This is a genomic window from Dyella subtropica (assembly GCF_026283965.1).
GTDB lineage: Bacteria > Pseudomonadota > Gammaproteobacteria > Xanthomonadales > Rhodanobacteraceae > Dyella_D > Dyella_D subtropica.
This window is the reverse complement of sequence record NZ_JAPDPD010000003.1, coordinates 208,483-235,481: the sequence shown is the minus strand read 5'-3', so window position 1 is coordinate 235,481 and position 26,999 is coordinate 208,483. Positions and strand designations below refer to the sequence as shown.

Genomic DNA, 26,999 nt, shown 5'->3' with positions numbered 1-26,999 from the left:
CGCCATGTCGGCAAAGCCGGCTAACGAACTCGCTGCTGCCGATACGCCGGCTGCCATGCTCCGGCTGCCTCCCGTGGAGGCGGCACGGAGTTGTCCGCCTTTCTGGGTATCCATCGCCGTCGCCCTGCCCATATCGCTGTGCATGGTGATCATGGGCTTGCCCGACATCGGGCATGGACGCGCCAACACGTTCCGCGCCGTCTATAGCGTGGCCTATCTGGTGTGGTGCTTTCCGCTCGCCGCCATGCAGCGAAGCCTGTGGCGCCGGCCGCTCTCGTGGTGGGTGGCCGCCCCTTTACTGCTCGCGGTCAGCTACGCCCTCTCCTTGATCAACAACGCGATCGCCATGGCGATGGCCTTCCACTGGCAGCTGATCCCCGCGTTCTCGCTGCCGCGCCTGTTCAGCGGATTGGACGGCTGCTGGTTGGCGTTGATCGGCTTTTGTGCCATGCATGCGGTGGTCAACTACTACACGGCCTACCGCATGGAGCGGGAGCGCGCATTGCAAGCCGTGGCAATGGCCCGGGATGCGGAGCTTCGCGCGCTGCGCTATCAATTGCATCCGCATTTTTTGTTCAACACGCTCAACGCCATCTCGTCCCTGGTCACCGCCCAGCGTTCCCGTGAAGCCAGCAAGATGATCACCCAGCTCGGCGACTTTCTCCGCGCGACGCTGGAGCGCGACGAACGGCATGAAGTGGTGCTGGCGGAAGAACTCGCGCTGACCGAATCCTATCTTGAGATCGAGAAGGCACGGCTTGGCGACCGCCTGAGTGTGCGCACGCTGATCGGTCCCGACGTGCTCGATGCCATGGTGCCGTTCCTGCTGCTGCAGCCCCTGGTGGAGAACGCCATCCGCCACGGCATCGCCTGCCGCAGCGACCGCGGCAGGCTGGAGATACGGATCGAGCGCCACGAGCAGTGGCTGCGGATATCGCTTGGCAATGACGGGCCATCCCCCACCACGGCGGACGAAGCCGAACCACGCACCTCGTTCGCGATCGGCCTGCGCAATGTGCGCGAACGGCTCGCAACCCTGTATCTGGACAGCCACCGTTTCGAGACGATCTCACACGACGACGGTTCCTTTCTCGTGCGTATCGTGCTGCCGTTTCGCATGGATGCCGTACGGCTGACCCATGCGGTGGAGGCATCGCGCTGATGCGTGTGGCGGTGATCGACGACGAGCCGCTGGCCCGCGAGGGGGTGCTGACGCGACTCGCCCGCCATACGGATCTGCACGTCGTCGGCGAGTATCACGATGCGCCGTCTGCCATCGCTGGCCTCGCCGCTGCGACGGCCGACCTGACTTTCGTCGATGTGCAGATGCCGGGTGTGACGGGCCTGGACCTGCTGGCGGCGATTCCCGAAGCGCAGCGGCCACTGGTGATCCTGCTGACAGCCCACGACAGTTTCGCCATCCGCGCTTTCGAACTTCATGTGATCGACTACCTGCTCAAACCGATCGACGACGAGCGTTTTGCTGATGCGCTGGATCGCGCACGGCAGGCTTTCCGGCATCGCGCGCGCGACCGGGCGGCGGCGGACGGCTCTTTGATGCCGTCCCACCAGGCAACGATCTATCCGCAACGCTTCACCGTGCGCCTCGGACAACGCCTGCTGTTCGTCGATGTGGCGGAGATCGACTGGATCGAAGCCGATGGCAGCTATGCCGCCCTGCATGTCGGCGCCCAGGTACACCTGGTACGCGAACCACTGCATCGCCTGGCGACCCGACTGGATCCCGCCTGCTTCATGCGTGTGCATCGGTCCGCCATCGTGCGCGTCGACCGGGTCAGCGAGCTGCGACCGCTGGCAAATCGCGACGCGATGCTTCGCCTGCGCGACGGCACGCCGCTACGCGCCAGCCGTACTTACGCAGAGGCGCTGCAGAAGGTGCTGCAAGGTGGGTCGATCTCGGGCGAATGATCGGCACCCTGGCTTCACCTGATTGGCGTTGAATCTCAGCTGTGCGAGCTGTTTGCTCCCTCCCTTGCTTGCAGGGGGAGGAGAAAACCGCTCCAGCTGAGATTCAACGCCAATCAGGTCAAGCCATTTCCTTCCAGCGGAAGTACTTCCTGTCAGCCATGCCGAGCATGGCCACTGAGGCCGAAGCGCACGGCACTGGAGCGGATGCATGCCTTTGCGATTTGTCCCTGGTTGCCGGTTAGGGCAGTTTCTGCAGCCAGTCGCCGAGTTGCTTCAACACCTGGCTGCGTCCCGGTTCGGCTTCGTTGAACAGCTCGTGATAGAGCGTGTCGAAAAAGCGCGTGGTGAGGTGGTTGCCGGCCCAGGCGGCGCTGGCGAAGTCGCGGCTGCCGGAGGAGTCGACCAGGCCGTCGGGGCCGGATACCAGCAACAGCGTGGGCATGCTTAGCCGGCTGGCATCGGCGATGCTGCTGGCGCCGGTACGGAAGATGAAATCGGCCATGCGCGGCGTGATGCGGTTATGGCATAGCGGATCGGTGCGGTAGTCGGCCGCGGTCTGTGTATCGTGGGAGAGCTTGTCCAGCTTGAGTCCGTTGCTCAGTGGCAGGCGCGGCACCGTCTTGGCCAGCAGGCCGGCAAGTCGCTGCAGCCATGCCGGTTCGTGGCAACGGAAGGCCGGCGAGGACAGCATCAAGGCGGGTGGTGTGATGCGCCGGTCCAGCACGCAGCGGGCGGCCACCAGGCCACCCATGCTGTGGCCCAGCAGCAGCGGCCGCACCGGCAGATTCGCGGCGTACTGGTTGTAGACGACGGCCAGGTCTTCGAGCAGATCGTCAGGATGATCCAGTGCGCCGCGCTGGCCGTCGCTCTGCCCATGACCGCGCTGGTCGTAACTGCGCACGGCGTAACCGCGCGTGTGGAACCATTGCGCCAGCCGCTGATAGCGCCCGCTGTGCTCGCCGAGGCCGTGCACGATCAGCACGGCGCCGCGCATCTTGGCATGCGACCAGTCGCGCACCGCCAGCTGGCGTCCGTCGGGCATGGTGACCCGGCTCGTTGTGATCGTGCTCTCCGTGAATGCCTGCATGGCCTGACTCGTGTCGTTGTGTCGCCGCTGGATCGGCGATCGCTTGGTAGCGTCGCCGATCCGTCACCCGCGATTCAATGCTCGGTGATCTGAATATCCTTGAGCAGCAGGTCGAGCTTGGGCTTCATCGCGTCCTGCGATTGGGTGCCGGCCACGCCATAGAAGGCGGTGTACAGCACGCCTGGCGTACCGCCGGAGGCGTCGACGGTACGCGCGACGCGCGTTTCGCCGTTCGCGCCGTAGGCCACACCCTCGAAGGGATGCTGGCGCTGCACCATCTTGTTCCACTCGCTCTTGAAGCTGTCGTCGAGATCGGCGGGTGGAGCGATGTTGCGCTGGATATCGACGCGATCCGGATCCTGCGCATTCACCCTGACCCGCACGGCATCCACATCCCACACCACTTTGCCGCGCTCGGGCAGAAAACCGAAGCCGAGGGTGAGCACGCTGTCCGGCTCGATCTTCTGCAACTCCGGCGTGTAGGAGAAGCTGACGCGCTTTGAGGCATAGCTGAAGCGATGCTGGTAGTCCGCCGCAATGCGGACGTCCTTCAGCGCAGCGGGCAGCAGGGCGGTGTTCTGCTGGAACTCTTTCCACTGTGCCAGGGTGCCTTCGTAGGCGACGGAGACGAAGTCCGTGAGGGCACGCATATCGCTCAGATGGTCGTAAGTGTCGCCGGCCGGCGCAGGGCGCATCATGATGGCGTAGCCATCCGGCACCGGCAGCGCGAAGACGACGATATTGATGTTGCCGAAGGCCATCGGCCATACGTACACCTGCCAATGACGCTGCCACGCATCGGTGTGCGTGGTGCTGGTGGCGGGCTTGCCTAAATTGTTGATCTTGATTTCCTCGGAGCCGACCGTACGCGTCAGCGGCCCCAGCTTCACCAGCTGGCTCGCCAACACGCTTGGGTCCGAATAGAGCTTGCTGGCCGGCATGTTGTCCGGTCGACGCAAGTGAACCATCACGCTATGCCCGGCCGCACCGCTCGCCAGATAGCCATTCGCCGCCAGCGGCACCTTGGTCCCTTGTCGCAATGACAAACCCCAGTCGCCATTGCCGTTACGCACGATCAAAGCCGGAATGGTATTGAGCTTGGGGCCGCCATACAGCAGACGATTGGCGCCGCTGCCACGTGGAAACAACCGATCCGTATCCTTGGCGAGGATTTCCTTGAGCTGCGAGTCGACATAGGCGTTGTTGAGTTTGTCGTAGGTCTCGTAGAACCGGGCCAGGCTCAACGGCAACGGAAACTGCGCCTTGAAGGTATTGCTGAGCGTGGTATCGAACGCGTCGAACCCGAAGGGCGTGCGCCTGTCGATCACCCCCTGACCGGGCGCATTCAACACCTCGCCCATCTGCAGCGCGTAATTGAGGTTTTCGTTGGCGGATTTCATCAGCACCACGCCGATGACTTTGCCTTCCTTGTTGAGCAGCGGGCCGCCGCTGTTGCCCGGCGACGCCGCGGCGGAGAAGCGCATCCATTTCCAGACACCATCCTGCTGCTCGGGCGTGTCGGAGGTGTACAAGCCGTCGCGGATCACCACGCCGGTGCCAAGCGCATTGCCGACGGCATAGATCTCCTGATTCAACACGGGCGCGGTGTCCACATCCAGCGCGGCCGATGCGGGGTCGCTGGCCAGCGAGAACACCACGAAGTCTTTGCGCAGGTCGAACTTTTCCACCTTGTCGATGGCGTAGACATGACCGCTGGCGTCGCGCAGCGACGGCGCACCCCATAGGCTGCCGACACCGGCAAGCAAGACATGGCCTGCCGTAACGTAGCGGTTATGCCCGATCGCGAAGGCGGTGCCGATCGAGTAGTACTTGTCGTTGCGCTCCTGATAAGGGAGCAGCTCCAGCGGCAAGCGCTTTTCGTAAGTGAGCGGATCGTCGACCGGCTTGGCGGCGACCACTTCAAACGTAGCGGCCTGGATCTTCGGCAGCAGGGCTGCGTCCAGGCTGGCGGCGGTGGCGGAGGATGCGGCGCCAAAGCCAATGACGAGCGCTGCGATCCAGCGCACCGAAGCCGAGGCCAATCCTTCGCCTCGCCCAACCCACCTCTTCGTCTTGAGCATACATTTCCCGCGCATGAAGACCGCCGCCGACACCCCCTCCGGGCATCCAGGCTCACGACGGACTGGGGCGCATAGTGACATGGGCGCAGGGGCGTTTGTATGGCGTACTGAGAAGGGCGTGTGGGAAATTGACGACGCACTCTCTCCCCCTGCTGTGACGGGCAGCTGGTCCCTGTGGGACAGGGGAAGGGTAGCCCTTGGTTTGCGCTCTCCCGGCTGGGGTGTCGCGACCGTACAGCGCCGCCTCACGCCTGCCGAAAGTCCAGTTGTAGCCGACGCACAGGCCGCCGACACTATCCTCCGCCCGGTACAACGCCTTGCGCTGCGCATCATTTCTTCCGCAAATTGCAAGGAAGACTACGGATACTCCGTCCGCGAAAACATCCATGGAAAGCAGCAACGAAACTCTACTTATCTACGCTGACCGCGACAGTGTTTGCGCAGGCGATGACGGTGAAGCGCACGAACGTCCTTTCGCGGCTCCCATGAGTGCGTCGGTCCACCAGTTGATCGAGTTGGCACAGAGCGCTTGTTGCCTCGCCACCATCGCGGGAGGCCATGCAACCTGGATCGTCGAGGCTGGCGGGCATGGCGGAAAGCCGATTGCTGTTGTCGCCCAGCAATGGCAAAAGCCGCGCTTATTGGTTGCGGAGTCCGAGACGGTGGGACGCCTTTTCGCGATTCATAAGGCCGCCGTCTTCTTCAAGTACTGGTGCCAAGCCGATCCGGAATGTGTCTTTGAAGCGCTTATGAGTGGTACGTCATTGCCTGGCAGATATGCGTGAATAAAGTCGCGTTACTCCCGGCTCCAGTGGCCCACTGATGGATCAAACGAGTGCCTCAAAGATGGAGTCCCCCAGACAGAAGACTTTTTGCGTGGCCGGTAATGGAGCTATCACGGCGCCCGGCTACATTCGCCTCACCACCTCTGGTTCGGAGTGACCTTTGCAAGTGGCTTTTTCGAGCGACACGATGAAACCGTTCCGGATCCTGCTTGCAGTCGTCCTGGCCGCCTCTGCTTCGCTGGCTCACGCCCAATGCCCCGCCAAGCACGAAGCAATGGGTGAGCGTTTGTTCAAACAGGGGGGCGCCTCTTACCGAGTGCAGTTGTGCTGGAACCTGCAAGGATTCACCGGCGGAAGCTTGCTGGTTCAGGCGTATCAGGGTGAGCAGCTGGTTGCCGAGACTACCGTCCCGATGGACGTGGAAGGCCAGGTGCGTGCAATCAGGTTCGATCGCGCCAACTATCCGCTGAGCGATGAGGGGGCTGCGTTCCCGGTGTTGGTCGAGACGCGCTCGCACGGGGCTACTTTCGACCAGTACACCACGGATCTCTGGCTCTTCACGCTGGAAAGCCGGCGGCTGCGAAAGGTCTTTTCGCAGAACGTGGACTGGAGGTTCTGGGTTACGCAGTGCGAATCGGACTGCGTCGATACCACCGAGACCAAGACCGTGGTCATCATCGGAACCGAGAAGTCGTCGCAAGGTCTGCACGACCTGAAGCTGCGCACACGGGGTAAGACCACTCCATATGGACGGGACGAGACATCGGCACAGACGGTGGATCAGACCACGCGCTACGTGTTCAACGGCGAAGAGTACGAGCAGACGCCCTGATGGATTACCCGGCCTCGGCCCGGAGCCGGCGCGGCATTCTTCAATCCCATGCAGTTAACTCTTGAGCGATCCTTTCATGTCGAACCGTGTCTATCTCTGTTGCACCGATCATTTTGAACTCCCCACAGAGGATGGATGGGATGCGTTCTTCAACGCGTCCGGCACCGAATACGAGGCGGTCGCTTCAGTGCCTCTGTTCTGGTTGTGTCTGTTCGGATCAAACGACATCCGGATTGCGGTAGTCGATCAAAGCATCTTTGAAGGAGAGGACTCCCGTTCGTACGCCTATCTGTGCTGTTCAAAGGAAGCCGGGCTCGCACGTTTGCGCGCGCGTGCCTCGGTGATTGCCGGCGTGCTGGGTGAGGAGCGGCAGGCGCTCTATGCGGAGTGGGTCGCCAGGATGGAAGGCGAACCCTTCAAGCATGTGCTGGTCCGCACGGAAGAGTTGGACATGATGGGGGAGGCGGGCGAACTCGAGGCGTTGTTGCGCAACGCACTCACGTGTCTCGAAAGCTCGGAAGCCGATGGAACGTTGACGATGAGCGACGATTTGCGCAACGTCGCCGGGCTGGGGCGCGAGGCTGTGCTCGACGCATGTGAGTCTTTTGAGCTGGCGGGGATGGCGGGCGTGTCGGAGCCGTGGCCGGCTCGCTACAACCCGCCGTACGTGCCGCCTGTGGCCGAGCTCAAGAAGAAGGCTTGGTGGCAGTTTTGGGCTTAGGCCAGGGCACCGAGCCATGTAAGGCGCAACCGCGTGCGCTCCTACCGACGCAGGTTGTGGCGCCATCAGGTGTGATGGCGCCACGGGTTTCCAGCTTTACAGATCGGCGCGGAACTCCACGCCCACCACGCGCGGATCGTTCACGAACGCGGTGCGATTGTTGAAGTCGATGGCACCGGTGATGACACGCTTGTTGGTGAGGTTGCGGCCGTACAGAGCCACCTCACGCTTGCCGAAATCCCAGTTGTAGCCGACGCGCAGGCCGCCTTCGAGGAACGGCTTGCTCTGGAACTCCTTCGATTCGTACAGGAAGAAGTTCACGTCGCTGCGGTAGTTCCAGTCGGTGTAAACGAAGAACTCGCCGCTCTCGCCGTAGGGGATGCCGTAGCGCGCGGTGAGCGTGCCGATCCACTTGGGCGCGTTCGGCAGCGGGTTACCATCGACCAATGCGTTGCCGCTGGCGTTGAGCGGGTTCAGCAAGGTGCAGCCGGAACCGCACGGCGCTACCGCCAGGGTGCGGTCCTTCAGCTCGGTGTGGTTGTAGCTGCCGCCGGCGGTGACGATGAAGTTCGGGGTGAGGTAGGCCTCGAGATCGAACTCACCACCGTAGCCCTTGGTCTTGCGGGCGTTGATCAGGCGGGTGATGTTGATGTCGCCGCCCACCGCGGTGAGCTGCTGGTTGTGCATGTTGTAGGCGTAGACGTCCGCGTTGAAGCGCACGCGATTGTCCATGCCGGTGGTCTTGATGCCCATCTCATACGAGGTGATGGTTTCCGGCTTGGCCTGCGAGATGCTGTTGGAGAACAGCACGCGACCCTGCACGCTCGGTGCGCGGAAGCCGTTGGAGATACGGCCGTACACGTTGATGTTGGGGTTGAGCGTCCAGGTGCCGGTGAGGTCACCGCTCCAGCGCGAGTCGTGCGGATCGGCGCCGAGCGTCAGCGGGCCGCCGCCGATCGGCGACAACAGGCGATCCACGCGGAAGGTGCGCGAGTCGTGCGAGTAGCGCGCGCCGGCGCGCACGTCGAAGTCGTCGGTGATCTTGTAGTCGCTGGAGGCGAACACCGCCCAGGCGTTGGTGCGCTGGGTCTGCTTGGCGTAGCCGTCGAGGGCGTGGTTGTTGAGGGTCGCGTAGTCGAAGTTGCTGATCGCGATGTTTTCGTAGAAGTAATAGGTGCCGACCTGCCAGTTCAGGCGCTCCTTGGGATCGCTGGCCAGGCGGAATTCCTGCGTGATCTGGCGATCGTGCGGCAACGCGTCGGCGGTCTCGGCGGGGAACGGCGTCACCGCGGACTGCTGGCTAGGGTTATGCGGAATGGCGATACCGCCATCAACGTCGCCCAGGCTGTAGGAGGTGGCCTTCTCGAAACCGGTGATCGAGGTGAAGGTGTAGTCACCCAGCTTCCAGTTGAGGTGCAGGTTGCTGCCCCAGCTGAAGAGATGCTGCTTGTTGCCGCCGTCCTGGAGCACCTTGTAGCGGTCGAAGCCCGGCACGAAGCTGTTCTCGCCGAGCGGGATCGCGTTGGCGCGATTGACCGTGGCGGTGCCCTGGAGCCAGCGCGCATGCGCGTTGATCAGCGCGTTGAAGTCACCGTCCTCGTACAGCGCCTGCAAGCGCACAGCGCGGTCGTTGTAGCCGCCCAGCGCGTCCTTCTTGCCGGTGTAGTCGTTGTCGATCCAGCCGTCGCGATGCTGCGCCAGCGCAGAGACGCGGCCCGACCAATGCGAACTGAGCGCGCCGCCCAAGGCGGCTTCTGCATTGGCCGTGCCCAGGGTGCCGTAGGAGACGCGTGCATAGCCGCTGGTGTCCTGGCTCGGCTTGCGCGATTCGAACTTGATTACGCCTGCCGGCGAGTTACGGCCGAACAGCGTGCCCTGCGGGCCGCGCAATACTTCCACCTGCTCCAGATCGAACAGCGGGAAGCCCTTGAGGACCGGGTTCTCCTGCACGATGTCGTCGTACACCATCGACACCGGCTGCGACGCGTTCAGATCGAAGTCGCTGTTGCCGAGGCCGCGGATGTAGAAGCGCGGGAACTCACGGCCGTACGAGGTTTCGGCGTACACACTCGGCGCGCGCGAAGCGAGCTGCAGCACGGTGTCGCCCGACTGGCCGAAGGATTCGAGCTTCTCCGACGGCAGCACGGTCATGGAGATCGGCACCTTCTGCAGGTTCTCCACGCGCTTTTCAGCGGTGACGTTCACCGCCTGCAGCTCCACCGGCTTCTTCTTGGCGGGAGCGGTGCCCTGCTGGGCGTTGGCATCCTGCGCCTGCGCGGCAGCGGCCGACAAGGCAAGGGCAATGGAAACGGCAAGCACGGCGAACCGCGACGGGTGGGCGACGCTCATGGGTTTTCCCTGGAAGTGAAGGCAACGGTGTCGCAACGACGCACATACGGTGGCGCATTGCTGTGCCGCGATATTGTCATGCAAAGCTGCTAACGACGAAAGCCGCATATTCTTGCGACGCCTTGGCGCAGGCGCGGCACAACCCCATCTAGAATGCTTCTCCAGCCTCGTTCGATGCGGGTTTAAGAGCCTGTTCAAGGCCTCCGCGTGACCCGCGTGGTTTGTCAGTGGCCGTCAGGTGGTAGCGCGTGGCGCAGGCCTGGCTGGCTGCCAGGTTAAGCCGCGCGCTGCCGCATGGCGGCCACTGACAAGCCACCCTTCGGGCCGGGTCTGTTTGCGCACCAGCCGGCGTCATCACTCGGTCGTGTACGGACGTACACTCCCTCACTCTTCCTTGGCTAGCGCGCAAACAGCTCCCGGCGCGGGCCACGCGGAGGCCTTGAACAGGCTCTTAGCCCATGTCCCTGCTCGACTTTCATCCCGCCGTTCGCCAGTGGTTCCAGCGCACTTTTCCTGCACCCACCGTGGCGCAGCTGGCCGCCTGGCCATCCATACGCGAGGGCCGCCACACCCTGGTGGCCGCACCGACCGGCTCGGGTAAAACCCTGACCGCCTTCCTCGCCGCCATCGATGGTTTGGTGCGCGAAGGCGTGGCGCGTGGCGGTGTGTTGCCGGACGTGACATCGGTGGTTTACGTGTCGCCGTTGAAGGCGCTGTCCAACGACATCCATATCAACCTCGAAGCGCCGCTGGAAGGCATCCGCGCCGAACTGGAAGCGATGGGCCTGCCCGACGTAGCCATCCGCACCGCCGTGCGCACCGGCGATACGCCGCAGGTGGAGCGCACACTGATGCGCAAACGGCCACCGCACATCCTCGTCACCACACCGGAGTCGCTGTACATCCTGCTGGGCTCGGAATCCGGCCGCACGATGCTGGCCGGCGCGCGCACGGTGATCGTGGATGAAATCCATGCCATTGCGGCGAGCAAGCGCGGGTCGCATTTGGCTTTGTCGCTGGAGCGGCTGGAGGCGTTGTGTCAGCGGCCGTTGTTGCGGATCGGGTTGTCGGCAACGCAGAAGCCGATTGAGGAGGTGGCGAGGTTTTTAGTGGGTGCAGGGGAAGATGCAGCGCTTGCCGCGCTTGCCCCTCCCCCTGCAAGCAAGGGAGGAAGTTCACTCTGCGCCATCGTCGACGTCGGCCATACCCGTGCGCGCGATCTCGCTATCGAAGTCCCTCCAGTACCGCTCGAAGCGGTGATGTCGAACGACAGCTGGGAGCTGGTCTACAACCGGCTGGCTGCATTGGTACAGGGACATCGCACGACGCTGGTGTTCGTCAACACGCGGCGCATGGCCGAACGCGTGGCGCGTCATCTCTCGGAGCGCATGGGCAAGGAAGTGGTGGCCGCGCATCACGGCAGCCTCGCGCGCGAACAACGCCTGGATGCCGAGCAGCGGCTCAAGCGCGGCGATCTGAAGGTGCTGGTCGCCACTGCGTCGCTGGAGCTGGGTATCGACATCGGCGATGTGGATCTGGTCTGCCAGCTCGGCTCGCCGCGCTCCATCGCCGCGTTCCTGCAACGCGCCGGCCGTTCCGGCCATGCGGTGGATGGCACCCCCAAGGCGCGACTGTTTCCGGCCACGCGCGATGATCTGATCGAATGCACGGCCTTGCTCGACTGCGTGCGCCGTGGCGAGTTGGATGCGCTGGTATTGCCACCGAAACCGCTGGACGTGCTCGCTCAACAGATCGTGGCCGAGGTGGCCTGCCGCGAATGGGACGAAGATGCGCTATTCGCCATGGTGCGGCGTGCGCATCCCTACCGCGATCTTCCGCGCGAACAATTCGACGCCATCGTGCGCATGCTGGCCGACGGCTTCACGACACGGCGCGGTGCGCGTGCGGCGTATATCCATCGCGATGCCGTGCACAAGCAACTGCGCGCGCGGCGTGGTGCGCGGCTAACGGCCGTCACCTCCGGCGGCGCGATTCCCGATACCGCCGATTACCTGGTGGTGCTGGAGCCGCAGGCCACGGTGATCGGCTCGGTGCACGAGGATTTCGCGGTGGAAAGCCTCGCTGGCGACATCTTCCAGCTCGGCAACACCAGCTATCGCATCCTGCGCGTGGAGCGCGACCGCCTGCGTGTGGAAGACGCACATGGCGTGCCACCAAGCATTCCGTTCTGGCTGGGCGAGGCGCCGGGTCGCACGGATGAATTGTCGTTTGGTGTGTCACGGCTGCGCGAAGAAGTCTCCGCGCGGCTGGATGAGGGCGGCGCATCAGCCGCCTTCGAATGGCTGACGCAGGCGCTGGGTTTGAACGAATCCGCCGCACAGCAGCTGGCCGATTACCTGGCCAAGGCCAAGGCCGCGCTCGGCGTGTTGCCGACGCAGCACACGCTGGTGTTCGAGCGCTTCTTCGACGAATCCGGCGGCACCCAGCTGGTGATCCACACGCCCTGGGGCAGCCGCATCAACCGCGCCTGGGGCCTGGCGCTGCGCAAACGCTTCTGCCGCCAGTTCAATTTCGAGTTGCAGGCGGCGGCGACGGAAGACGCCATCGTGCTGTCGCTATCGACCAGCCACAGCTTCCCGCTGGAGGAGGTGGCGCGCTATCTGCACTCCAACACCGCCGAACACGTGCTGGTGCAAGCGCTGCTCGATGCGCCGCTGTTCCCGGTGCGCTGGCGCTGGAACGCCACCACCGCGCTGGCGCTGCCGCGCTTCCAGGGTGGCCGCAAGGTGCCGCCGCAGTTGCAGCGCATGAAGAGCGAGGATCTGCTCGCCACGGTATTCCCGGACCAGGTCGCCTGCCTGGAGAACATCGTCGGCGAGCGGCAGATCCCCGATCACCCGCTGGTCAACCAGACCTTGTACGACTGCCTGCGTGAGGCGATGGACGTCGACGGACTACTGCGCATCCTGCGCGGCCTGGAGAACGGCGAGATCGACGTCGTCGCGCGCGACCTCACGTCGCCCAGCCCGCTCGCCAGCGAAGTGCTGAGCGCCGCGCCGTATGCCTTCCTCGACGATGCCCCGCTGGAGGAGCGTCGTACCCAGGCGGTGCAGACGCGGCGCTGGAACGACGCGGAGAGTGCCGACGACCTGGGCCGGCTCGATCCGGAGGCGATCGACGCCGTGCGTGAGGAAGCCTGGCCGCAGGTGCGCAGCGCGGATGAAATGCACGAGGCGTTGAACGTGCTGGGTTTCATCACGGCGACCGAGGCCGGAGACAACCAAGGCTGGGAGGGCTGGCTGCAGGCGCTGGCGAAGGCCCGCCGCGTCACCTTGCTCACGCCGCAGCGCGTCTGGGTCTGTGCGGAAAAACTGCCGCTGCTACAGGCGATCCACCCCGGAGCCGCCATGCAGCCGGCCATCGAGGCACCGGCCGAGTACGCCGCGCCAACATGGACCCGCGAAGACGCCTTGCTGGAACTGGTGCGCGGCCGCCTAGTCGGTCTCGGCCCGGTCACCGTGGTTCAGCTCGCCGGTTCGCTTGCGGTGGATGCGGCGGATGTCGATCTCTCGCTGCTGCGCCTGCAATCGGAAGGCTATGTGATGCAGGGCCGCTTCACGCCGGACGCCATCGACACCGAATGGTGCGAGCGGCATCTGCTGGCACGCATCCATCGCTACACCATCGGCCGCCTGCGCCGCGAAATCGAACCGGTGAGCCGCCGTGACCTGATGCGCTTCCTGTTCGAATGGCAGCACGTAACCCCCGGCACCCGCCTTAGCGGCCCGGATGCGCTGCCGGCCGCACTGACCCAGCTCGAAGGCTATGAGGCGGCTGCGGGTGCGTGGGAGGCGGAGATCCTGCCCGCACGCATCGACGACTACGCCATCAGCTGGCTGGATGATCTGTGCCGTGCCGGCCGCATCGGTTGGAACCGCCTGCGCGGCGGCACCGGCGGTGGCGGCGGCCCGGTGCGCGCCACGCCGATCGTGCTGTTGCCGCGCAAGAGCATGCCGCTATGGACAGCGATCGCCGGTACCAGCAACCCGCAGGACGTGCTGCTTTCCTCGCGCGCCCAGGCGGTAGCCGATGCGTTGCGCGAACATGGCGCGCTGTTCTTCGATGAGCTGATGAGCGCGGCCCACTTGCTGCGCACGGAACTGGAAGATGCGCTGGGCGAGCTGGTCGCCGCTGGCCGCGTTACCGCCGACAGCTTCGCCGGCCTGCGCGCCTTGTTGCTGCCGGCAGCCAAGCGCGATGCGCATCGGCATAAGCGTTTGCGGCGACATATGTTGAGTGGGATTGAGGATGCGGGACGGTGGTCCCTAGTAAAAAACCTTCTCCCCCCTGGGGAGCCTAAGCCCATTTCCCTTCTCCCCTCCGGGGAGAAGGTGCCCGGCAGGGCGGATGAGGGGCGGGTGCTCGCGACAACCTCGCAGGCAACATCCGCTTCGTTGGAAACGTCATCCCAACGTGCCCCCTCACCCCAACCCTCTCCCCGCGGGGGAGAGGGAGCGAAGGCGGAGGCGATCGAACATATCGCACGCGCCTTGCTGCGACGCTACGGCGTGGTGTTCTGGAAACTGCTGGAACGCGAGGCGTCGTGGTTGCCGTCGTGGCGCGAGTTGCTGCGCGTCTTCCATCGACTGGAAGCGCGCGGGGAAATCCGTGGCGGCCGTTTCGTGGAAGGGCTGGTCGGTGAACAGTTCGCGCTGCCGGAAGCCATCGGCAAACTGCGCCAGGTGCGTCAGCAACCGAACGATGGCCAGCACATCTGCCTGAGTGGCTGCGATCCATTGAACCTGGTCGGCACGGTGCTGAGCGGCAATCGCTTGCCTGCATTGATCGGCACGCGCGTGCTGTATGAAGACGGCGTACCCGTCGCGGCGCTGGTAGCGAACAAGCCGCAATGGCTGGTGGAAGCCGAGCCGGCGCAGAAGCAGCGGTGGAAGAACGCCTTGCTACGGCGGGTGGATCACGAAATAGCCGCAACGCACCTGTAGGAGCGCACCCTGTGCGCGATGGTTCAAGGCTAAACGTTACGTCATCGCCGGTCGCCCACAGAGCCTGCCCCGGACTCGATCCGGGGGTGGGCTCCTACAAAGAACTCATTCGCTGTAGTCGGCGATGTAGATAAGCAACCCATCCCGCACGCGATACTCACTGCGCCCCGTCATGGACATGCTTTGCCCCGCACGCACGCCGTTGGGCAGATCGATGGCAAACGTGCCGTCGAACAGGATGTCCGCGGTGGCAGCCGCATCACCGTGCTCGCGGAAGGCCGTGATGATCTGCCGCCGCGCGGCGAACAGATGCAATGAGCTTTCCGCCAGGTGGCGCAGCTCATCGACGCCTCGCGTACTCACGCTCAACACGCCGGCCGTGTAATTCTCAAACACCACTTCGCGGTGCATGGTGGCCAGCATGGCTGGCACGTCCATGCGGTTGTAGGCGTCGATGTAGCGGTTGATGAGGTCGCGCATGGGGGCCTGGATGGAGTGGTGAGTGGAGAGGAGTGAGAAACGAGAGAGAGGAAGCCTAGCAGCAGCTCCCCTTACTTCTCACTCCTGACCTCTCTTCTAGCGCTTAACGTTATCGGTCTGTTCGATGAAGCGGGCCACATTGTCGTGCAGCTTCTTCAGCGAATCCTCGTGCGCGTAGACCATGTGGCCCGAGGGGTACCAGTCGTAGGAGATGTTCTTCTGCAGCGCGGCCGGGACCGGCAGGTGATGCATCTCGTAGTCGGCGGCGAAGTAGGGCGTGGCCAGGTCGTAGTAGCCGCCGTGCAGGGCCACCTTGAGGTTGGGGTTGGTCTTCATCGCCATGGCCAGGTCGGGCATGACGTTGGTGGACTGCTGCAGGGCCTCGCCGTTGACACCCGGTGCCTTGTGCGCAAAATCCCAATGATCGACGCTGGCGAACAGGCGGTACTGCTGGCCTTCGCCGTACTTCAGCTGCTTGCGCACATAGTCGTTGAAGGCGGCGACGTAGGCGGAGCTGATCGCGGAGGACTGCGGGTCGTATTCGGAATCCTTGCTCAGTGGATCGAGCGAGGGGCCGGAGAAGCGGCTGTCGAGGCGGCCCGTGGTGAGGTCACCATCGCCCTGCAGCTCATGCTCGAACATGCCGCCGGTGACACGCAGGTCCGCCTTCATCAGATAGGCCACCGGCAAGCCGGTGTACTGGTGCAGCTTCTCGGCCACGGCCTGTTTGCGGCCGGCATCGAGCCGCGAGCCGGCCATCAGCGCCTGCGCGTAATCGCCCAGCGCGTACTGCTCCACCTCGCGCAGGAACGGCTCCAGCGCGGCAGGCTGCTCCGGCAGCTTGTGGTGGTAGAACGCGGTAGCGGCGAAGGTGGGCAATGCCACCACGTAGGGCAGGTCGACGCCAGGATTGAACTGCGGGCCGTCGATACCGGTGTCGAAGTTGAGTATCTGCGAAAGCAGGACCACGCCATTGAGATCGACGCTGGACTCGTTCTCCAGGATGTTCGCCAGCACCGCCGAACGCGTGGTGCCGTAGCTCTCACCGAACAGGTACTTGGGCGAGTTCCAGCGGCCGTACTTGGACAGGAACTGGGTGATGAACTGCGCGAAAGCATGACCGTCGCCGTCCACACTGTAGGTGGCCTTGCTGCGCTCCTTCATCTGCTCTTCGCGCTTGCTTTTGTCTTCATCGGCTGCGATCAGGCGGCTGAAGCCGGCGCCGGGTGCGTCGATGAACACCAGGTCGGAAGCGTCGAGCAGGCTGTAGTCGTTGTTGACCAGACCGTACGGCGCAGCCGGCGTGTGGCTGTCGTCGGAGGTCACCACCCGCCTCGGCCCGAAGGCGCCCATATGCAGCCACACGGTGGCCGAACCCGGTCCGCCGTTGTAGATGAAGGTGACTGGCCGCTTCCCTGCATCAGCGCCTTTCTTGAGATAGGCGACGTAGAACATGCTGACCTGCGGCTCGTGCTCCTTATCACCCTTGCCGTGCAGTACCAAGGTGCCGGCCACCGCCTTGTAGTCGATGCTCTTGCCCTCGACCCGCACCGAACCGGCGCTCTCCGACGACTGCGGCTGCACCAGCGCGGCGTCCGGCTTGTCTTCCGGCTTGCTCTCCTTGTCCTTCTTTTCCGCTGCATAGCTGGTGGTGCAAAGCAGAAGCGCGGCGATGGCCGCGGCGAGGGAGAGCTTGCGCATGGATGCGTCCTTGGTTGGCGGGTACCCGAACGATCAGCTTAGATGCCACCGGTTCTCGGTTTCATACGCCATAAGTCATTGCCTGGCCCTACAGGCCATAGGAAGCGCGGGCAATCAGCAGGATCGCCGCCAGGGCGGAAACCAGCCCCACCACATTCACCGTGCTCAGCTTCTCCCGGAACGCCAGCGTGCCCACCAGCGCGCCGAGCGCGACCACACCGAGGTTCATGCTGGCGAACACCAGCGCAGGATGTTGCGGCAGGGCTTGATGACCGCGCACGTAGAACACGATGTTGCCGAAGTTGACCAGGCCCAGCAGCAGGCCGGCCAGCATGTCGCGCACCGTCAGTCGTGCATGTCCACGCAGGCAGCGCCAGGCCACCACGGCAAAGGCCACGATCAGCGCCAGCGCGAACATGCCCTGCAGCGATACCGCAAACGGCACGCCCGCCTGCGCCACCCGCTTGAACAGGATGTCGATCACGCCGAAACCGATGAACACCGCCAGCGGCCAATACCACGCGCCCGCGCCGTTGCTTGCAGGGGCATGTCGGCCACGCCACACCATGCACAACAAAGCCAGCAGACCGAGCGCGATGCCTGCTCCCTTCAACGCGGTCGGCTGCTCGCCGAACAGCAGGAAAGCCGCCAGCAACGAGATCAACAAGGAAAGCCGCTGCGCCGCATCGCTGCGCACAATGCCGGCATGCCGCACCGAGGCCGCGAGGGCGAGGAAGATGGTCGGTAGCAGCACGCCCAGGCCAATCAACCCCACCCAGGGGACGCCCGGTCCATGCAGCGCATCCAGTGCGGGATGGAAGATCCACGCGGTGAGCGCACTCGTCGCTACGTAGTTCCAGGCGATGGCCTGCCCTACGTCCACGTGTTGCCGGCGCGCCAGCTTGAGCAGCACAGAGACAAGCACGCTGCAGAGAACGCTTAGAAGAACGTAGGTCATTTGGTGAGTGAGAAGTGAGAAGTGAGAGGAAAGCGTAGCAAGCGCTCGCTACGCCGCCTCAATGCGCGAAGCGCTCGCGATAGCGTGCCGGGCTCAGTTTCAACGTCCGGCGGAAATGATGGCGCAGGGTATCCGCACTGCCGAAGCCGCAGGCATCGGCGACCTGTTCGACGGCCAGGTCGCTGCCTTCCAGCAGCTCGCGTGCACGGGCCAATCGCTCGTGGGTCAACCACTGCTTGGGCGAGCAACCGGTGGCTTCCTCGAAACGGCGCAGCAGGGTGCGTTCGCTCATGCGAGCGCGTTCGGCGAGCAGGCTCAGCGGCAGGGGCTCGTCGAGGTGACGGCGCATCCACTCCAGCAACTTGCCCAGCGCTGCGCCCTGTTCGGGCAGGGGCGCCGGAATGAATTGGGCCTGGCCACCATCGCGATGGGTCGGCACCACGGCGCGGCGGGCCACCTGGTTAGCCATCTGCGGACCATAGTCGCGGCGGATCAGGTGCAAGGAAAGATCGATAGCGGCGGCGCTGCCGGCTGAGGTCATCACGCTACCCTCGTCGACATACAGCACGTCCGGCGCGATGCGGATACGCGGATAGCGCGCCGCCAGCGCCTCGGCATAGCGCCAATGCGTGGTGGCCGTATGGCCATCCAGCAGACCCGCCGCCGCCAACACGAACACGCCGGAACAGAACGAGAGCAGGCGTGCACCACGCTTATGGGCGGCACGCAGCGCATCCAGCAACGCTGGCGGTGGCGCCGCATCCGCACCGCGCCAGCCCGGCACGATGATGGTGCCGGCTTTCGCCAACAGCGCCATGCCGCCATCGGCTTGCACGCGGAGGCCGCCGGCCGCGCGCATCGGGCCGCGGTCCACCGCGCAGGAAGCGAACTCGTACCAGCTGCTGAACTCCGGGCGCGCCAGGCCGAACATCTCCACGGCGATGCCGTATTCGAAGGTGCACAGGCCGTCGTAGACAAGAGCGACGACGGAGCGGTTGGCGGGGCCGGAACGCTTTGGCGGTTTCTTCATGATGACTGGCATTCTCGCCAATGTCCGGTTGGGGTGCCAGTGCCCAAACTACACACATCGCCACCCACCCGGAGCAACCCATGAACAGTGTCGTCCAGCGCGTTCCCGCCGCCGCCAGCAGCCAGGCCCTCGCCCACTTCCAGGCGCGCCTGACCTACGAAACCGATTGCGCCGACGTTTTCTACGCAACGAATCACGAGGTGAAGGACTTCGTGCTGCTCGACGTACGCACGCCCACGCTGTTCGCCGCTGGTCACGTGCCGGGCGCGCTCAACGTTCCTACCCGCACCATCAGCGAGCAGCGCTTGGCTGAATATCCGGCCGATACTTTGTTCGTCGTCTACTGCGCCGGCCCGCATTGCAATGGCGCCAACAAGGCGGCAGTGAAGCTGGCCCAACTGGGCCGGCCGGTGAAAGAGATGATCGGTGGGCTCACCGGATGGATCGACGAGGGCTTTGGCCTGGAGCGCGGGAATTGACGTGACGACCGATATCACCGTGCGCCGTGCCTACGGCGCCGATGTCGATCGGCTGGTGCCACTATGCGCCGAGCATGCTGCCTATGAGCGGATATCGCATGCGGGAGATCAGCGCATCGATGCGCTCATCCACGCGCTCGATAGTTCACCGGCGCACCTGCATGCATGGATCGCCGAGGCTGGCGATAGTGCGGTGGGCTACGTCACAGCGACACTGGATTTCTCCACACTCGATCGCGCTGTGTTCCTGCATATGGATTGTCTGTACGTGCGGGAGGGCTGGCGCGGGCGGGCGATCGGGTGGCGTCTGTGGCGGGAGGTGTATGACTTCGCTCGCGCTCACGGTTGCCGCAACATGCAGTGGCAGACGCCGCAGTGGAATGAGGATGCGGCGAGGTTTTATCGGCGGCTTGGGGCGTCGGAGCTGAGCAAGCGGCGGTTTACGTTGGTTGTGACGTGAGGCGCTGTCGCAAGGGCGTACCCCCTCCCAACCTCCCCCTGCAAGCAAGGGGAGGAGCTAAAGCTCGCGACACCCTGCTCCCTCCCTTGCTTGCAGGGGAGGGTTGGGGAGGGGTAGGCCCTTGCGGCAAACTCCCACTCATTGCCCCTCCGGAGCTCTTCCATGCTCGACCTACGCCCCACCTGCGAACACTGCAACAAGCCCCTGCCACCCGCTTCCACCGAAGCGATGATCTGCTCCTTCGAATGCACCTTCTGTCGCGACTGCGTCGAGCAGCTATACAACGTCTGCCCCAACTGCGGCGGCGGTTTCACGGCACGGCCCATTCGTCCCGTGAATGAGTGGCGAAGCGGCGCCTTCCTCGGCAAGCATCCTGCGACGCGCACGATGACGCACAAGCCCATCGATCTGGTTGCGCATGCATCGTTCGCAAGCAGCTTGAAAGGTGTAGCGCCCGAAGATCGCTAACCCACTCGCCAGGCGCCTCACTATGCCTTCCACCCGCAGTGTTCGTTTCATGCAGGTCGACGTATTCACCTCGTCGCCGTACAAAGGCAATCCGCTGGCTGTCGTGTTCGACGCCGACGATCTCGACACCGACCAGATGCAGACCATCGCACGCTGGACCAACTTGTCCGAAACCGCCTTCCTGTTGCGCCCAACCGATCCGGATGCCGACTATCGCGTGCGCATTTTCACTACCGCCTACGAAATGCCATTCGCCGGTCATCCCACGCTCGGTAGCGCACATGCCTTGCTGAGCAGTGGCTATTCGCCCAAACGCAAAGGGCGGTTGGTGCAACAGTGCCCTATCGGCCTGGTGCAGCTCGCCGAACAGAACGAAGGCCATTGGGCATTCGCCGCACCGCCCACTGCATTCACGCCATTGGCCACCGCGCACCACACCGCACTGGCGCAGGCGTGGCACACCGACGCGCTCGACTTCAACGCACCCCCTTGCCTGGTCGACAACGGCCCAGCGTGGCTCGTCACGCGCGTATCGTCTGCCAAAGCCTGCCTTGCGTTACGACCCGACCTGACACAACTCGAGCGTTTCGCACAGGACACCGGCATCCGTAACTTCGCCTTCTACGGCCCACACGCCGAAGACGGCCCAGCAACATTCGAAGTGCGCTGCCTGATCACAGGCGGCGACATAGGCATCGAGGAAGACCCCGTCACCGGCAGCGCCAACGCTGGCATCGCTTGCTTGCTGACGGAACAAGGCCGACGCCCCGGCGACACCTACACCGTGCGACAGGGCACCGCACTGAAACGCGACGGCCGCGTGAGCGTCCGCTATGACGAAGACGGCACAACATGGATCGGCGGAAGAGCCGTCACCATGATCGAAGGCAGCATCCGTTTGCCTTGAGAGCGCTGCTCTTGGTTTTTGCTCTTGGCTTTTGCTCTTGGCTTTTGCTCTTGGCTTTTGCTCTTGGCTTTTGCTCTTGGCTTTTGCTCTTGGCTTTTGCTCTTGGCTTTTGCTCTTGGCTTTTGCTCTTGGCTTTTGCTTTTGACCTTCAGGGTCCCCTGTGCAGCGGTGAGGGCTGGACGATCAGGCCCCGAAGGGGGCGCAGGCATGGATGCCTGCGCCTTTTCGACACGGCAGGGACGTCGTGTCGAAAAGCCCGGCCAGCCCTCACGAACCCGCAGGCGAAGCCGGAGGGCGCGTAACCGGGGTGGCCTCTCTTTTGGTTACTTTTCTCTGGCCAAACAGAGAAAAGTGACTCGGACCGCGGCAGCGGTTCGAAAGCCCGCGGCAGGCGAGCCTGGTCGCGATAACGCGAACATCGAAGCGTCAATGCCACTGGATGACCAGCTTCGCTGTTGTAAAGCGCCTCCGGCCTACACCGGAATGACGAGATAGAAACGGTGTCGCGAGCACCCACCCCTCACCCCAACCCTCTCCCCCGTGCACAAATCGGTGAACGGGGGAGAGGGAGCAGGCGTTAGCGAAGCGCCTTCGCCTCGCGCGCCAGCGCCTCAATCCCCGCCCAGTCCCCCGCCTTGAGCATGTTCGCAGGCGTAAGCCACGACCCACCCACACACAACACGTTCGGCAGCGACAAAAACTCGGGCGCTGAAGCGAGGCTGATACCCCCCGTCGGACAGAAACGAATCTGCGGCAACGGGCTAGCCCAGGCACCCAGCAACTTGTAGCCACCGGCAGGCACCGCAGGAAAGAACTTCAGGTGACGGTAGCCACGCTCAAGCAAGCTCATCGCCTCCGAGGCCGTCGCCACACCGGGCAACAGCGGCAGGGAACTGTCATCGGCGGCGGCAAGTAAGTTCGGTGAGATACCCGGTGATACGGCGAAGCGCGCGCCGGCCTGCTGCGCGGCGTGCAGATCCTTGGCCGTGAGTACGGTGCCTACGCCGACCACCGCACCTTCGACTTCGGCGGCAATGGCACGAATCGCATCCAGCGCGGCCGGTGTACGAAGTGTTACTTCGATCGCCGGAATACCGCCGGCCACCAGAGCGCGCGCCATCGGCACGGCAGCTTTCGCATCGTCGATGATCACCACGGGCACCACGGGCGCCAGGCGCAGGGTGGCTTCGACTTGCTGCTGCTTGGATTCGATGTTGCTCATGAGTAGTCCTGCGGTGGTTTGCGTGAATGTAGGAGCGCACCCTGTGCGCGACCGGCACTACGGCCGGTGATATCGAAACGCTGTTCGCGCACAGGGTGCGCTCCTACTAGGAATTACAGAACGCCGGCGCCCAAATCAGCCTCGACGGCCGCCTGCCGGAACAGAGCGAACAGTTCGCGGCCCATGCCGCTGTGGTGGCCGCTCAGGTCGGCTGTTGCCGGGATGCGCGCGGCGAATTCCCCTGCCTCGACCAGCACATCGACGGTGCCATGCACCGCATCGAGACGGATCATGTCGCCATCGCGGATCTTGGCGATCGAACCGTGCGCCGAGGCCTCCGGCGTCACGTGGATCGCCGCCGGTACGCGACCGGAGGCGCCCGACATACGGCCGTCAGTAAGCAGGGCGATGCGATGGCCGCGATCCTGAAGCACCCCCAAGGTCGGCGTGAGCTTGTGCAGCTCAGGCATGCCGATCGCTTGCGGCCCCTGGAAGCGCACGACGGCAATGAAGTCGCGATTGAGTTCGCCGCGTTCGAAGGCTTTGCGTACGTCGTCCTGATCGTGGAACACGATGGCGGGCGCTTCGATCACCAGACGATCGTCCGGCACCGACGACACCTTGATGACCGCGCGGCCAAGGTTGCCGGCTAGCATGCGCAGGCCGCCGTCGGCGCGGAACGGCTCGGCCATGCTGCGCAGCACGCCGCGATTGCCGCTCTCTTTCGCCACCGGATGCCAGGCAAGTTCGCCGGCCGCATCCAGCGATGGCACCTGCGTATAGCCGTCCATACCGGTACCGAACACCGTGCGCACGTCGCCATGCAGCAGGCCGGCGCTCAGCAATTGATCGATCAGGAAGGCCATGCCGCCGGCTTCGTGGAACTGGTTCACGTCGGCATAGCCATTGGGATACACGCGCGCCAGCAGTGGCACGGCCGAGGACAGTGCATCGAAATCGTCCCAGCGCAGCTGGATGCCGGCGGCGCGCGCGATGGCGACGAGATGCAGCAGGTGGTTGGTGGAACCGCCGGTGGCATGGAGGCCGATCACGCCGTTGATGATGGCGTGCTCATCGATGATGTGGCCCAGTGGCAGATGCGAGGAACCCTGCACACTCAGTTTGGCCACGCGGTGTACGGCTTCCGCGGTGAGCGCGTCGCGCAGCGGCGTGTCCGGCGCGACGAAACTGGAGCCGGGCAGATGCAGGCCCATGATCTCCATCAGCATCTGGTTGGAGTTGGCGGTGCCGTAGAAGGTGCAGGTGCCGGGCGCGTGGTAAGCAGCGGCTTCCGCTTCCAACAGTTCAGTGCGACCGACCTTGCCTTCGGCATAGGCCTGGCGCACTTTGGATTTCTGTTCGTTGGTGATACCGCTGGGCATTGGCCCGCTGGGCACGAAGATGCCGGGCAAGTGGCCGAAGCTGAGCGCGCCGATCAACAGGCCGGGCACGATCTTGTCGCAGATGCCCAGGTACAGCGCGCCGTCGAACATGTCGTGCGACAGCGATACCGCCGTGGCCATGGCGATCAGATCGCGAGAGAACAGCGACAGCTCCATACCGGCACGGCCCTGGGTCACGCCGTCGCACATCGCTGGCACACCGCCGGCCACTTGCGCGGTGACGCCCGCTTTGCGTGCGATCTCGCGAATCAGTTCCGGGTAGCGCTCGTACGGCTGATGCGCGGAGAGCATGTCGTTGTACGAGGTGAGGATGCCCAAGTTCGGCGCATGGCCTTCGCGCAGCGCTGCCTTGTCGTCCGGGCCGCAGGCGGCAAAACCGTGAGCGAGGTTGCCGCAGGAGAGGCGCTCGCGATGCGTGCCCGCGCTGCCGGCCGCATCGATACGCCGCAGGTAGGCAGCGCGCGTTTCGCGGCTGCGCTCGCGCAAGCGCTCGGTGACTTCGGCGACGACGGGATGCAGGGTGGTCATGACTTCAATCCAGGACTTTCATTACTAGAAGAGGGGGAAGTGGGAAACGAGCGTTGAGGGCCGCTCGTTTCCCACTCCTGTTGCCTGGTGCTTAGGGGCACCAGTACACGGCAACGGGCACACGCGTCTGGGTCAGCACGGTACGCACCGGGTATTCCTTGGCGGCACCCAGCCCAAGCTGGGCATCGGCCAGCAGCTGGCGCTTGGTGTCGCCTTCGATGTGCAGATACAGCGCCTGCGTGTCGAGCAGCGCGGGCAGGGTGAAGGTGATGCGCGGTTCGCCGGCACCGGCGGCACGCATGGGCAACACACGTGCGGTACCGGCCAGGTCCAGCGCCTCGGCGAGTCGGTCACCGCCGGGGAAGAACGATGCGGTGTGTCCGTCGTTGCCCATGCCAAGAACCACCGCATCGAATGGATACGGCAGTGCCGCTACGCGTGCGCGCACCGCGACCATGCCGGCCTCCGGCGTAGGTGCGCCGGCGTAGAGCGGCACGAAATGCGCCACGGTGGCGGCGTGCTGCAGCAGCTCGGTTTTCACCATGCGGGCGTTGGAACGCTCATGGGTTTCCGGCACCCAGCGTTCGTCGACCAGCGCCACTTGCACCTTCGACCAGTCGAGTTCGGCGCGCGACAGTTGCTGAAAGAAGCGCACCGGCGTGCTGCCGCCGGATACGGCCAGCAGCGCAGCACCGCGTTCGGCGATGCCGCTGCGCAACCGCTCGGCAACGCGTTCCGCGAGTGCGCGGGCCAGCGCGTCGCCGTCGGTGAAACTATGGGTGGTGACGTTCAACGTAGAAGGCATGACAGCAATGTGGTTTGAAGTGGACGACAGCTCATTGATGGAGAAGCACCAAGTCTAGGAACGACCCTGCAACGCAGCGGTGAAGCAGGCTGACCGCGCGTTGCGATGGTCATGGCCGCGACTACTCGCTGTCCTCGTCCCAGGTGCGGCCATCGCGCTCGATCAACGCCACGGCGGCGCTTGGCCCCCAGGTGCCGGCGGTGTACGGACGCGGTGCCTCGCCGCTGGCGGCCCAGGCCGCCAGGATCGGATCGGCCCACTGCCATGCCGCCTCGACTTCGTCGCGGCGCATGAACAAGGTGGGATTGCCGCGCACCACGTCGAGCAGCAGACGCTCGTACGCATCCGGCTGCGACACGCCGAAGGCTTCGGCGAAGCTCATGTCCAGCGGCACATGACGCAGGCGCAATCCGCCCGGGCCGGGATGCTTGATGGTCAGCCACAGCTTCACGCCCTCGTCCGGCTGCAGGCGCAGCACCAGGCGGTTTTGCGCGAGCGGGCCGGCTGAGGCGCCGAAGATGGAGTGCGGCACCGCCTTGAACACCACCACGATCTCGGACACGCGTTCGGGCAGGCGCTTGCCGGTGCGCAGATAGAACGGCACGCCGGCCCAGCGCCAGTTTTCGATCTCGGCTTTCAGCGCCACGAAGGTCTCGGTATGGGACTTGCCACCTTCGAGCTCTTCCAGGTAACCCGGCACGCCCTGCCCTTCGGCGGCACCCGCGCGGTACTGGCCGCGCACGGTGAACTGCGCGGCATTGCTTTCGTCGATCGGCCTGAGCGAGCGCAGCACCTTGAGCTTTTCGTCGCGCACCGCGTCGGGCGTCAGTGACGCCGGCGGCTCCATCGCCACCATGCATAGCAGCTGCAGGATGTGGTTCTGCACCATGTCGCGCAGTGCACCGGCGCGATCGTAGTACGCACCGCGACGCCCTACGCCGAGCGTTTCGGCGACGGTGATCTGCACGTGGTCGATGTGACCGGCATTCCACAGCGGCTCGAACAGCGCGTTGCCGAAGCGCAGCGCCAGCAGGTTCTGCACCGTTTCCTTGCCGAGGTAGTGATCGATGCGGAAGGTCTGCGATTCGTCGAACACGCGGCCCACGGCATCGTTGATCTGGTTGGCGCTGGCCAAGTCGCGGCCGATCGGCTTCTCCAGCACCACTCGCGACTGGCCACGGTTGAGGCCGTAGCTGCCAAGACGATTGCAGATGTCGACGAACAGTTCGGGTGAGGTGGAGAGATAGAACACGCGCACGTGCTCGGGCTGCTCGCTGATCAGCGCGGCGAAGGAGTCCCAGCCCTCGTCCTTGCGCGCATCCAGCGGCCGATAGCCGACCTGGCCCAGGAATTCCTCCACCTTGGCCTGGGCGCCGCCGGCTTCGACCAAAGCGGAACGCAGGCTGCCACGGTAGCCGTCATCGTCCAGTGCCTCGCGGGCGATGCCGATGATGCGGCTGCCGGCCGGGATCTGGCCGTCGAGAAAACGATGGAACAAGGCGGGCAGCAGTTTGCGCACGGCGAGATCGCCGGTGCCGCCGAAAATCACCAGGTCGAACGGTTCGACCGGCTGGGGAGAAGCCGTCACTTCAATCACCTCGACGTATTGCGTGGCCTGTGGCCGGGGGGCGTCTATCGGATTTGGTCTATCGGATTTGTTACTTGATCGTACCGTACCACTGAAATACCAGACAACACCACTTGGGTGAAACTTAGTCATGACGGCACTTGCCAGCAGGTTTTCCGGCAAGTGGTACCCCTCGCACGGCCCCGTTTTTGCCCATGCTTGTGGGATTGGTATGGTCATTGG

Annotated in this window: 21 protein-coding genes; 10 read left to right on the top strand and 11 right to left on the bottom strand. The window is 64.3% G+C overall.

The annotated features are described in order from the left end of the window. The first annotated feature begins 4 nt into the window (after positions 1 to 4). Positions 5 to 1,162 carry a sensor histidine kinase gene (locus tag OUZ45_RS04665; protein ID WP_266168756.1) on the top strand — a complete coding sequence of 386 codons (1,158 nt, stop codon included), beginning with the start codon at positions 5 to 7 and terminating at the stop codon, positions 1,160 to 1,162. Further along, the gene (locus OUZ45_RS04660; protein WP_266168755.1) at positions 1,162 to 1,929 is read left to right on the top strand and encodes a LytR/AlgR family response regulator transcription factor; all 768 of its coding nucleotides are present in this window, start codon (positions 1,162 to 1,164) and stop codon (positions 1,927 to 1,929) included. The genes OUZ45_RS04665 and OUZ45_RS04660 overlap by 1 nt, the downstream gene beginning before the upstream one ends. Before the next feature lie 238 nt (positions 1,930 to 2,167). On the opposite strand, the gene OUZ45_RS04655 is transcribed toward OUZ45_RS04660, so the two are convergent. Further along, on the bottom strand, positions 2,168 to 3,016 hold the full coding sequence (locus OUZ45_RS04655) for an alpha/beta hydrolase (protein ID WP_266168754.1): 849 nt from the start codon (positions 3,014 to 3,016) through the stop codon (positions 2,168 to 2,170). Between the two features lie 74 nt (positions 3,017 to 3,090). Further along, complete coding sequence (locus OUZ45_RS04650) at positions 3,091 to 5,097, bottom strand: S1 family peptidase (RefSeq protein ID WP_266168753.1); 2,007 nt, start codon at positions 5,095 to 5,097, stop codon at positions 3,091 to 3,093. 386 nt (positions 5,098 to 5,483) lie between these two features. On the opposite strand from OUZ45_RS04650, the gene OUZ45_RS04645 reads away from it, so the two are divergent. The 3 genes from OUZ45_RS04645 (at position 5,484) to OUZ45_RS04635 (ending at position 7,435) form a co-directional block, all read left to right on the top strand. Continuing rightward, positions 5,484 to 5,882, top strand: coding sequence for a hypothetical protein (locus OUZ45_RS04645; RefSeq protein ID WP_266168752.1), 399 nt, complete (start codon positions 5,484 to 5,486; stop codon positions 5,880 to 5,882). Between the two features lie 187 nt (positions 5,883 to 6,069). Beyond that, positions 6,070 to 6,714 carry a hypothetical protein gene (locus OUZ45_RS04640; RefSeq protein ID WP_266168751.1) on the top strand — a complete coding sequence of 215 codons (645 nt, stop codon included), beginning with the start codon at positions 6,070 to 6,072 and terminating at the stop codon, positions 6,712 to 6,714. A gap of 76 nt (positions 6,715 to 6,790) precedes the next feature. Then, positions 6,791 to 7,435, top strand: a complete 645-nt coding sequence (locus tag OUZ45_RS04635) for a hypothetical protein (RefSeq protein WP_266168750.1) — start codon at positions 6,791 to 6,793, stop codon at positions 7,433 to 7,435. A gap of 96 nt (positions 7,436 to 7,531) precedes the next feature. Here the strand turns inward: OUZ45_RS04635 and OUZ45_RS04630 are convergent, their stop codons facing one another. Continuing rightward, positions 7,532 to 9,784: a TonB-dependent receptor gene (locus OUZ45_RS04630; protein ID WP_266168749.1), complete on the bottom strand. Its 2,253-nt coding sequence runs from the start codon at positions 9,782 to 9,784 to the stop codon at positions 7,532 to 7,534. A gap of 458 nt (positions 9,785 to 10,242) precedes the next feature. On the opposite strand from OUZ45_RS04630, the gene OUZ45_RS04625 reads away from it, so the two are divergent. Further along, positions 10,243 to 14,748, top strand: coding sequence for a DEAD/DEAH box helicase (locus OUZ45_RS04625; protein WP_266168748.1), 4,506 nt, complete (start codon positions 10,243 to 10,245; stop codon positions 14,746 to 14,748). A 105-nt stretch (positions 14,749 to 14,853) separates the two neighbouring features. Here the strand turns inward: OUZ45_RS04625 and OUZ45_RS04620 are convergent, their stop codons facing one another. The 4 genes from OUZ45_RS04620 to ftrA all read right to left on the bottom strand — a co-directional run bounded on the left by OUZ45_RS04620 (position 14,854) and on the right by ftrA (position 18,917). Then, positions 14,854 to 15,228, bottom strand: a complete 375-nt coding sequence (locus OUZ45_RS04620; RefSeq protein WP_266168747.1) for a nuclear transport factor 2 family protein — start codon at positions 15,226 to 15,228, stop codon at positions 14,854 to 14,856. A gap of 96 nt (positions 15,229 to 15,324) precedes the next feature. Next, positions 15,325 to 16,929, bottom strand: coding sequence for a S10 family peptidase (locus OUZ45_RS04615; RefSeq protein WP_266168746.1), 1,605 nt, complete (start codon positions 16,927 to 16,929; stop codon positions 15,325 to 15,327). An 88-nt stretch (positions 16,930 to 17,017) separates the two neighbouring features. Continuing rightward, positions 17,018 to 17,887, bottom strand: coding sequence for an EamA family transporter (locus OUZ45_RS04610; protein ID WP_266168745.1), 870 nt, complete (start codon positions 17,885 to 17,887; stop codon positions 17,018 to 17,020). 58 nt (positions 17,888 to 17,945) lie between these two features. Further along, positions 17,946 to 18,917, bottom strand: coding sequence for a transcriptional regulator FtrA (gene ftrA, locus OUZ45_RS04605; protein ID WP_266168744.1), 972 nt, complete (start codon positions 18,915 to 18,917; stop codon positions 17,946 to 17,948). 80 nt (positions 18,918 to 18,997) lie between these two features. On the opposite strand from ftrA, the gene OUZ45_RS04600 reads away from it, so the two are divergent. The 4 genes from OUZ45_RS04600 to OUZ45_RS04585 all read left to right on the top strand — a co-directional run bounded on the left by OUZ45_RS04600 (position 18,998) and on the right by OUZ45_RS04585 (position 21,231). Continuing rightward, positions 18,998 to 19,396: a rhodanese-like domain-containing protein gene (locus OUZ45_RS04600; protein WP_266168743.1), complete on the top strand. Its 399-nt coding sequence runs from the start codon at positions 18,998 to 19,000 to the stop codon at positions 19,394 to 19,396. A gap of 1 nt (position 19,397) precedes the next feature. Beyond that, the gene (locus tag OUZ45_RS04595) at positions 19,398 to 19,856 is read left to right on the top strand and encodes a GNAT family N-acetyltransferase (RefSeq protein ID WP_266168742.1); all 459 of its coding nucleotides are present in this window, start codon (positions 19,398 to 19,400) and stop codon (positions 19,854 to 19,856) included. Positions 19,857 to 20,018: 162 nt separating this feature from the next. Further along, positions 20,019 to 20,324: a DUF1272 domain-containing protein gene (locus tag OUZ45_RS04590; protein ID WP_266168741.1), complete on the top strand. Its 306-nt coding sequence runs from the start codon at positions 20,019 to 20,021 to the stop codon at positions 20,322 to 20,324. Positions 20,325 to 20,346: 22 nt separating this feature from the next. Continuing rightward, the gene (locus OUZ45_RS04585; RefSeq protein WP_266168740.1) at positions 20,347 to 21,231 is read left to right on the top strand and encodes a PhzF family phenazine biosynthesis protein; all 885 of its coding nucleotides are present in this window, start codon (positions 20,347 to 20,349) and stop codon (positions 21,229 to 21,231) included. A 577-nt stretch (positions 21,232 to 21,808) separates the two neighbouring features. On the opposite strand, the gene OUZ45_RS04580 is transcribed toward OUZ45_RS04585, so the two are convergent. The 4 genes from OUZ45_RS04580 to zwf all read right to left on the bottom strand — a co-directional run bounded on the left by OUZ45_RS04580 (position 21,809) and on the right by zwf (position 26,777). After that, positions 21,809 to 22,453: a bifunctional 4-hydroxy-2-oxoglutarate aldolase/2-dehydro-3-deoxy-phosphogluconate aldolase gene (locus OUZ45_RS04580; RefSeq protein WP_266168739.1), complete on the bottom strand. Its 645-nt coding sequence runs from the start codon at positions 22,451 to 22,453 to the stop codon at positions 21,809 to 21,811. 113 nt (positions 22,454 to 22,566) lie between these two features. Next, the gene (gene edd, locus OUZ45_RS04575; protein WP_266168738.1) at positions 22,567 to 24,384 is read right to left on the bottom strand and encodes a phosphogluconate dehydratase; all 1,818 of its coding nucleotides are present in this window, start codon (positions 24,382 to 24,384) and stop codon (positions 22,567 to 22,569) included. A gap of 91 nt (positions 24,385 to 24,475) precedes the next feature. Further along, complete coding sequence (gene pgl, locus OUZ45_RS04570) at positions 24,476 to 25,189, bottom strand: 6-phosphogluconolactonase (protein ID WP_266168737.1); 714 nt, start codon at positions 25,187 to 25,189, stop codon at positions 24,476 to 24,478. Between the two features lie 121 nt (positions 25,190 to 25,310). Beyond that, entirely contained in the window at positions 25,311 to 26,777 is a 1,467-nt protein-coding gene (gene zwf, locus OUZ45_RS04565; protein ID WP_266168736.1) for a glucose-6-phosphate dehydrogenase, read from the bottom strand. Between the last annotated feature and the right edge of the window lie 222 nt (positions 26,778 to 26,999).

Coding starts and splice junctions, on each gene's coding strand:
- OUZ45_RS04635 (WP_266168750.1), top strand. CDS start 6,791: ATGTCGAACCGTGTCTATCTCTGTTGCACCGATCATTTTGAACTCCCC.
- pgl (WP_266168737.1), bottom strand. CDS start 25,189: ATGCCTTCTACGTTGAACGTCACCACCCATAGTTTCACCGACGGCGAC.
- OUZ45_RS04610 (WP_266168745.1), bottom strand. CDS start 17,887: ATGACCTACGTTCTTCTAAGCGTTCTCTGCAGCGTGCTTGTCTCTGTG.
- OUZ45_RS04650 (WP_266168753.1), bottom strand. CDS start 5,097: ATGCTCAAGACGAAGAGGTGGGTTGGGCGAGGCGAAGGATTGGCCTCG.
- OUZ45_RS04585 (WP_266168740.1), top strand. CDS start 20,347: ATGCCTTCCACCCGCAGTGTTCGTTTCATGCAGGTCGACGTATTCACC.
- OUZ45_RS04580 (WP_266168739.1), bottom strand. CDS start 22,453: ATGAGCAACATCGAATCCAAGCAGCAGCAAGTCGAAGCCACCCTGCGC.
- OUZ45_RS04640 (WP_266168751.1), top strand. CDS start 6,070: ATGAAACCGTTCCGGATCCTGCTTGCAGTCGTCCTGGCCGCCTCTGCT.
- OUZ45_RS04665 (WP_266168756.1), top strand. CDS start 5: ATGTCGGCAAAGCCGGCTAACGAACTCGCTGCTGCCGATACGCCGGCT.
- OUZ45_RS04620 (WP_266168747.1), bottom strand. CDS start 15,228: ATGCGCGACCTCATCAACCGCTACATCGACGCCTACAACCGCATGGAC.
- OUZ45_RS04660 (WP_266168755.1), top strand. CDS start 1,162: ATGCGTGTGGCGGTGATCGACGACGAGCCGCTGGCCCGCGAGGGGGTG.
- OUZ45_RS04625 (WP_266168748.1), top strand. CDS start 10,243: ATGTCCCTGCTCGACTTTCATCCCGCCGTTCGCCAGTGGTTCCAGCGC.
- OUZ45_RS04630 (WP_266168749.1), bottom strand. CDS start 9,784: ATGAGCGTCGCCCACCCGTCGCGGTTCGCCGTGCTTGCCGTTTCCATT.
- OUZ45_RS04590 (WP_266168741.1), top strand. CDS start 20,019: ATGCTCGACCTACGCCCCACCTGCGAACACTGCAACAAGCCCCTGCCA.
- OUZ45_RS04600 (WP_266168743.1), top strand. CDS start 18,998: ATGAACAGTGTCGTCCAGCGCGTTCCCGCCGCCGCCAGCAGCCAGGCC.
- edd (WP_266168738.1), bottom strand. CDS start 24,384: ATGACCACCCTGCATCCCGTCGTCGCCGAAGTCACCGAGCGCTTGCGC.
- OUZ45_RS04615 (WP_266168746.1), bottom strand. CDS start 16,929: ATGCGCAAGCTCTCCCTCGCCGCGGCCATCGCCGCGCTTCTGCTTTGC.
- OUZ45_RS04645 (WP_266168752.1), top strand. CDS start 5,484: ATGGAAAGCAGCAACGAAACTCTACTTATCTACGCTGACCGCGACAGT.
- ftrA (WP_266168744.1), bottom strand. CDS start 18,917: ATGAAGAAACCGCCAAAGCGTTCCGGCCCCGCCAACCGCTCCGTCGTC.
- OUZ45_RS04655 (WP_266168754.1), bottom strand. CDS start 3,016: ATGCAGGCATTCACGGAGAGCACGATCACAACGAGCCGGGTCACCATG.